This window comes from Streptomyces sp. NPDC052107, from assembly GCF_040680215.1.
GTDB lineage: Bacteria > Actinomycetota > Actinomycetes > Streptomycetales > Streptomycetaceae > Streptomyces.
In genome coordinates this window covers 1-7,340 of sequence record NZ_JBFAWG010000172.1, presented here as the reverse complement: position 1 = coordinate 7,340, position 7,340 = coordinate 1, and the positions used below count along the sequence as shown (strand labels likewise).

Below are 7,340 nucleotides of genomic sequence, written 5' to 3'. Positions count from 1 at the left end.
CACCAGGACGTGACCACGATCAGCACACCCACCACCCGCCGACACCGGCCACGCGGAGCAGCACTGGGCGCGGGATTCCACCTCCACGCTCACGCTGCCCCGCCCAGGTGGGAAGAACCCGCACCGGACCCTACGGTTCGCATGGGATCGCTTAGCTGATTAGAGACGCTGGGTGCCTCTGCCGAGTTGGACGCTGACGTCCTTGGCCGGGACCGGCTTCGAGGCCGCGACCACGATCTTCGTGATCGCCCGATAGTCGGGCAGCGCGCTCTCGTCCATGCCCGGCTCGCGGTGCGGGACAAGCAGCATCTCGCCCGCACCCGGAGTCGTCGTCACCCGTTCCAACTCCTCAGCCACGGCCAGGTCGCCGGCCTGCCCGCTCCGCTCGGCCTCGATGAACTGCCCGATCACCACCTCTGCTGCCTCCAGCCGGGTCACCTCGGCATCGATCTCGGCGAGCTCCTTGCGCAGCCGTTCGGCGCGATCGGCCAGCTCGACCCTTCGCTGCATCACCCAGACCAGCACATCCGCCACCAGCAGCCCCTTCCCACCCGGCTCTCCTCAGAGCCTACGAGACACTCCCAACCCAGCATCGCGGTTCCGGCGAACCGGCAACGCGTCGGATGACCACCTGCTACCGATCACGTCCCAGACCGGCACGAGCACCTCAGCCCCGGCTCACGCCAGCCCCATGACCAGCGAATTCAGGTTGAACAACGCTCATTGGCGCACCGGGAGCTTCACCTGGGAGGTGAACGCCGCAGATGCTACGGGCGAGGCCCCGGGCGTGGAACAACGCTGCAGGTCAGCGATGCCAAACTCCCACCCTGATCACCCATCTGCAACTTCCCCTCGTGAAAGGGTGAGGCTAGAGCGTCAAGCGGCGTGAAGACGGTCTTTCGGCACGAGGCTGGGCGCCCGGGCCGGCGACATCGAGCCGGGTCAACCGCCGGGTCGTCTCCCAGGTCGTGATGATCGGTACCGCCGCTGACGCTCTGCCCCAGAGCCTCCCCCGTCCCACAGCGGACGTCCTCAAAAGGAGAGTAAAAGTCACGAGCACGGTGTCGATCCGGCTTGTGCGCAGTTCGTCGGAGTGGTGAGAGGCTCATCGGGAGCCCACCTACGAGAGGAATCGTCGTCATGTCTCAGTACCTGGTGCTCATCTACGAGGACGAGGCCCAGTACGCGAACGCGACCCCTGAGGTCTTCCAGGAGGTCATGGACGCGCACAACAAGTTTGGTGCCGACAACAAGGACGCGCTCGTGGGCGGTCAGGCCCTCCAGCCGACCACGACCGCCACGGTGCTGCGTGCCGACGGCAAAGGCGGCCACATCGTCACGGACGGCCCGTACGCCGAGACGAAGGAGGCGCTCGGCGGCTACTACCTCATCGAGGCCGCCGACCTGGACGCCGCGCTGGCAATCGCCAAGCAGGTGCCCGCGAAATTCGGCTGCGTCGAGGTGCGGCCGATCATGACGTTCAGCTAGGAGCGCCATGCCTGTCGCCGCGGAGCGGATCCGTGAGGCGATCGCCGACGCGCACCGGCGCGAGTGGGGTTTCGTCCTCGCCGCGACGGTGCGCGTCACACGCGACATCGACCTCGCCGAGGAGTGCGTGCAGGATGCCTACACACGCGCATTGACCGCGTGGGCCGACAGCGGGATCCCCGCACGGCCGGGTGCATGGCTGACCACGGCGGCCCGCAACCGGGCGACTGACGTGATCCGCCGCGAAGCGACGCTGTGGCGTGTGATGCCGCTGCTGGCGGACGAAGAAGTAAGGCCTGGGCCCGGCGACAGCGAGGACATCACCGACGAACGACTCCGGCTGATCTTCACGTGCTGCCACCCAGCGCTGGCACCGGAGGCGCAGGTCGCGCTGACGCTACGGCTGCTGTGCGGACTCACCACCGCGGAGGTGGCCCGCGCCTTCCTGGTCAGCGAAACGACGATGGCCGCCCGGATCACCCGCGCGAAGAAGAAGATCACCGCCGCACGGATCCCCTACCGGGTTCCCGACTCCGAGGATCTGCCCGCACGGGTCGAGAGCGTGCTGACCGTCGTGAACCTGGTCTTCACCACCGGGCACACGGCGCCCAGCGGCAGCGAGCTGGTGCGCGGCGACCTCGTTGCGCGCGCCACCGACCTGGCGCGGATGCTCAGGAAGCTCCTTCCGGGAGACGCGGGCGTCGCAGGGCTGCTGGCTCTGATCCTGCTGACCGACGCGCGGCGAGCGGCGCGGGTCCGCCCGGACGGCCGGCTGGTGCTGTTGGCCGACCAGGACCGCTCGCTGTGGGACCAGGCCCTCATCGCGGAGGGACGCGCGCTGGTGCGGGAGGCGTTGCGGCGCCGACCGCCCACCCGCTTCGCACTGATGGCCGCGATCGCGGCCGTCCACGACGAAGCACCGAGCTGGGAGGCGACAGACTGGCGCGAGATCCTCGGCCTCTACGACGTGCTGCTCCGGCATTGGCCCTCCCCGATCGCCGCGCTGAATCGGGCGGTCGCGGTCGGATTCGCAGACGGCCCCGCGGCAGGATTGGCGGCCTTGGATTCCTTGGTGCTGGAGCCACAGCTGGCGTCGTACGGGTACGTGGGTGCGGCCCGGGCGGATCTACTGCGCCGGCTTGGACGCGAGGAAGAGGCCCGGTCGTCCTACGAGGAGGCGCTGCTGTTCAGCGAGAACCAGGTGGAGCGAGAATTCCTGATCTCACGGATCGAGGAACTCGGCACTTCCAGGCCCGGCTCCTGACCTCCAGATTCAAGGCCCGCGCACGGCGCGGGCGGCGTCCGCGGCGCGGTCTGCCTCCGGCGGCCGTCCGGTCAGCGACGACGCCAGCCTCTACCGCAACACCGTGGAACGGCTGATCAACAAGATCAAGGAATGGCGGGGGCTGGCCACCCGCTTCGACAAGACACCCGAGAGCTACACCGCCGGACTCCACCAGCGCGGATCCATCCTCTGGCTACGCAGCCTGCCGAACACCCCGTGATCCGGACTCAAAACACGCCTTGGAACTCCTAACAGAATGGCGTTTATCCCCTTGGAATGTTGCAATTTGATTCGGATGCTGGGCCAGCAGAGCCCTTCCATTAGGGAGTCGCGTGCGTCCACGGCTGTGACCAGCAAGCGAGAGGTGCAATTGACGGGAAGGACACGAGAGGTCCCCATGAAGATCTTCTGCGGTATCGACTGGGCCAGCGACCACCACGACATCGCCCTCATCGATGCCGACGGCACGCCGGTGGCCAGAGCCAGGATCAGCGACGACGCCACCGGCCTCCAACAGCTGCTCGACCTCCCGGTCGAACACGGAGACACCCCCGAGACCCGCATACCAGCGGCCATCGAAACGACCCGAGGTCTGCTGGTGGCCTGCCTGCGAGCCCCCGGCCGGCCCGTCTGCGCGATCAACCCGATGGCAGCGTCCCGATACCGCGAACGCCACACCATCGCAGGCAAGAAGTCAGACCGTCTTGCCTGACCGCCACCCCTGGATGGAAACCCGTTAGACGCGGGGGCGCTGACCTGGGGCTTCGCTGCCGGCCGCCGTCGCTCGTCTGTCACTGTCGGTCGCCGTTGAGTGCCCTTGGGCGCCCTCGCACGGCCCAGAGACGGCCCGGGAGTGATCAACCAGGCAGCCGAACCTTCACCCGGGGTTGTGGTGAGCATGACCAATCAATTTCGCCCTCCACGTAGGCGCCCATGGCGGGCAGCTCCATCCAGCGCGGCATGGCCGTGATCTCAGTCAGCGCCACGGCGCTCGGGAGGCCGACGCCGCCTCTCACCCGCGTAAGCCCCGAATGGCCCGCCAGGACTGGCTCACGCTCGGCCTGCATGGGCGAATTAAGTGACCATTGCTTCCCTAGGATCGATGGGAGCCGAGGAAGGGAATTGTCACGTCCGGGACCGACCGACGTCGAGTATCTCCTGGTCATGACACCTGGTGGCGATGGGCGCACATGTCGAGCAGTTAGGTGGATTCCGTGAAAGAAGAGGGCGAAAAAGGGATGCCCGACGCGGAGGAATCCGCGAACCCGAGCAGACGGAGCTTTATCGCGGCAGCAACTCTTGGAGTGGCTCTGACTTCGGCAGGCATCTACGAGGTCATCGACAAGCTGATCACCCCACCCGAGCGGGCCGCCGTAGAGGCCAACAAACCCGTACCGCCGGAACAATATGCGATTCCCACACCGCGAATCATCATGGACGACGGCACAGGCGTCGCAAGTAATAACGGAACAATCCCCGTCCTGATTCCGCCGTTGCACAATCACGTCATCACCGCGACGTTGAAGATTCCAGCGAACGCGAAAGCTTTGCAGGAGGCACAGCATCACTTGGAGTCCGTCATCCAGGGGCTGGAGAAGCGCTTCCCTCCACCGCCCATCGGCCTGGGCGTCGTCGTCGCCTGGGGACTTCCCTACTTCCAGCACTACATCCCCAGCCTTGGGAGAAGTTCCCACTTCTTCAAGGCGAGGACCCGTTACCCCGACTACTTGCCGGTAGACCTGATCACGTCCAAAGAGCGGGGCCGCACGGTCTACGCACTCCAGGACGCCAGAACGTATCCCAGCGACCAGCCGCCTGCAGGCTTTGGCCAGGTGCGACTGGAGCAGAACCACGTGGCTGTGCTCCTGCGCAGTGACTCGCTCGACAACATCATGGAGGGCACCAACGCCCTGTTCGGGGCGAGAAGCGGCCAGGCTGGCGATCTCTTCATGGTGACCAGCATCCGAAGAGGCTTCACGGGAGGCGGTCACACGGGGCAGCAGTCACTTGCCAGCAAGCTGGCCATCGAGGCCGGCTTGCCCGGAGCGAAGTCCATCCCCGTCCATGCGCCCATCTTTCTGGGCTTCACCACCACGATCAAATCCGCGGAAAGTTCCACTCCGGTTTCGAATCTGGAGACACTTCCCGGCTGGACCGACCAATGGCCTAACGGCTATTTCAGGTACGGTACCATCATGCCTCTCTCGCACCTGCACTCCGACCTGGCCACCTGGTACGGGGAAGGGCGAGCTGGATCGCGGGACTTCCCGGAATACGCCGACCGACTTCGCGCGATGTACCGCCCTGGACTCTCGGTCCCCGGGGGAACGGTGACCGTGGATCCTCCCGTCGAAAACGAAGATGACATCTTTCAGCGGGTCAAGCAATCCGGCAGCTACGGCCACAATGGGAGCATGCAGCCGGTGAACCGCCTGCAGGAAGCGACAACCAGTAACTATGGCGTGACCTATCCGGTCGGCACACCTGTGTCCAATCGCGGTGATTTCGCCACGCTTGACAACCCTTTCCAGTACACGTCCGACCCAGTCGGCGACCATTACAGCACCGAGAAAGCAGCTGGCTTGCACTTCCTGATCTTTGTGCCGACGACTGAGACGTTCAACCGCATTCGCCTGGCGATGGACGGCTACTATTCCGATGTAAAAAGACTCGACTTTCCTCCGCGCTCACCCAAAGCCGGTCTGAATGCAGTGGTTCACACCACCCATCGCCAGAACTTTCTGATTCCGCCGCGGAGTCGGCGTTCGTTCCCCCTCGCTGAGTTCCTGAGCTGACTGGGGGCTGGTCTGCTGCACTCAGCTGCTGCACGGCATCCGCCGAGGCTCGCCTGTCGCCGACCGCGTACCGCGAGGAGACCTTCACCCTGGACGAGGGCAGTGCGCTGGTCATGGTCACCGACACCTCGGGCACAGCGACCCGGGGTTCACCCTCCGCGTCTATACGCACCTCATGCCGTCCAGCGAGACACGGACCCGGAAGGCCATCTCCGCGATGTACCGGGCCGCCGGTCACGCTCACGAGGGCCCGAAGACGGGCGACGGCCCAGAGACGGCCCACGCCGCCTGACACGGCCCCTCATCGGCGTGAAACCTGCTAGTGAGGGGCCTTTTCGCGCCCTCCCCTGGCAAGTAACACCCCATCTCGACGCAATGGTCCTCGCCAACATCTTGCGCACCGACGCCGCAGCACACCGAACAATGCCCGCGGACAGCGAACTCGCCCAGGCCATCGCTGTTTTGGCCCGCGCGCAACAAGACGCGGTTTGGGTCCGCACCCAGGCTGCCAACAAACTCCGGTCCCACCTGCACGAATACTTCCCCGGCTACCTCGCCGCCGTCCAGCCGATCCTCGGCGGACTCTGCTCACCCCTCGCCCGCGCCCTGCTGGCAGCGGCACCCACCCCGGCCCGAGCCGCCCGACTGACCAAGACCCAGCTGCGCGCGGTGCTGAAGAACGCCGGACGCCAACGCGGCATCGAGGCTGAGGTTGCGCGCCTGCACGTGGCCCTCCGGTCCCCGCAGATGCATCAGCTCCCGCTGGTCGAGGACGCGATGGGCCACCAAGCTCTGACGCTGCTGCGGAAGTTGGATGCTGTCTGCACCGGCGCGGATGAGCTTGCCGAAGCCGCAGCGGAGGCTTTCGAGGCACACCCGGACGCCGAAATCATCGCCAGCTTTCGGGAACTTGCTCCCTCACCGGCGCACGTGTGCTCGCCGAGATCGGAGACGACCGGTCTCGCTTCGCCGATGCCAGGGCCCTCAAGTCCTATGCCGGAGCCGCACCGGTGACCCGGGCATCCGGCAAGAGCGTTTCTGTCAAGGCTCGCCGGGTCAAGAACCAGCGTCTCGCTGCTGCCGGCTACGTCTGGGCGTTCGCTTCCCTGACGGTGTCAAAGGGCGCCAGAGCCCACTATGACCGCAGACGCGCCAACGGCGACCGGCACATCGCAGCCCTGCGCAATCTCTTCAATCGCATGATCGGGTGCTTGCACCACTGCCTCGATAAGCGCGTGCCCTACGACGAAACCATCGCTTACCCCACCCGTCCCGAGCCCATCCTCGCTGCCGCAGCTTGACCGCTGAATCCTATCGGATGTCTGATCACCGAAGCGCACGGTATCCCGCTGGCCGCATCACTGACCGGCGGCAACCGCAACGATGTCACCCAGCTCATGCCGCTGATCGAGGCCGTTCCGCCGGTGCGCGGCCGGCGCGGACGGCCCCGCCGACGCCCCGACCGCCTCTACGCCGACCGGGGCTACGACCACGACAAGTACCGCCGGCAGGTCCGGGCGGTCGGGATCACGCCGGTCATCGCCCGCCGCGGCACCGAACATGGCTCAGGACTGGGTGTCCACCGATGGGTGGTCGAGCAGAGCTTCGCGCTGCTGCACTGGTTCCGCCGGTCACGCATCCGCTGGGAGATACGCGACGACATCCACGAAGCCTTCCTTAGCCTCGATCCACCGACCGATGCCTGTGGATGACGCTTGGGAAAATGAAGAAGTGCCTTGTGACCTGCGATGATGGGAGTTCTTCACGCTTCC

At 66.0% G+C, this 7,340-nt stretch carries 4 protein-coding genes and 4 pseudogenes; 7 read left to right on the top strand and 1 reads right to left on the bottom strand.

The genetic code is table 11. The features are described from left to right. Nucleotides 1-159 precede the first annotated feature (159 nt). On the bottom strand, nt 160-534 hold the full coding sequence (locus AB0M27_RS45785) for a hypothetical protein (protein WP_365731987.1): 375 nt from the start codon (nt 532-534) through the stop codon (nt 160-162). Nucleotides 535-1,140: 606 nt separating this feature from the next. Here AB0M27_RS45785 and AB0M27_RS45780 point away from each other — a divergent pair. From AB0M27_RS45780 to AB0M27_RS45750, 7 genes and pseudogenes are all read left to right on the top strand, one after another. Further along, entirely contained in the window at nt 1,141-1,488 is a 348-nt protein-coding gene (locus tag AB0M27_RS45780; protein ID WP_365731985.1) for a YciI family protein, read from the top strand. A 7-nt stretch (nt 1,489-1,495) separates the two neighbouring features. Beyond that, the gene (locus tag AB0M27_RS45775) at nt 1,496-2,752 is read left to right on the top strand and encodes a sigma-70 family RNA polymerase sigma factor (protein ID WP_365731983.1); all 1,257 of its coding nucleotides are present in this window, start codon (nt 1,496-1,498) and stop codon (nt 2,750-2,752) included. A 46-nt stretch (nt 2,753-2,798) separates the two neighbouring features. Continuing rightward, a pseudogene (locus AB0M27_RS45770) lies at nt 2,799-2,993 on the top strand (IS5/IS1182 family transposase); the annotation flags it as partial. 177 nt (nt 2,994-3,170) lie between these two features. After that, nucleotides 3,171-3,473, top strand: a pseudogene (locus AB0M27_RS45765) (transposase); the annotation flags it as partial. Nucleotides 3,474-3,987: 514 nt separating this feature from the next. Next, the gene (locus AB0M27_RS45760) at nt 3,988-5,568 is read left to right on the top strand and encodes a hypothetical protein (RefSeq protein WP_365731981.1); all 1,581 of its coding nucleotides are present in this window, start codon (nt 3,988-3,990) and stop codon (nt 5,566-5,568) included. 369 nt (nt 5,569-5,937) lie between these two features. Beyond that, nucleotides 5,938-6,869 (top strand): annotated as a pseudogene (locus AB0M27_RS45755) (transposase); the annotation flags it as partial. 24 nt (nt 6,870-6,893) lie between these two features. Continuing rightward, nucleotides 6,894-7,280: pseudogene (locus tag AB0M27_RS45750) on the top strand (transposase); the annotation flags it as partial. Nucleotides 7,281-7,340 lie beyond the last annotated feature (60 nt).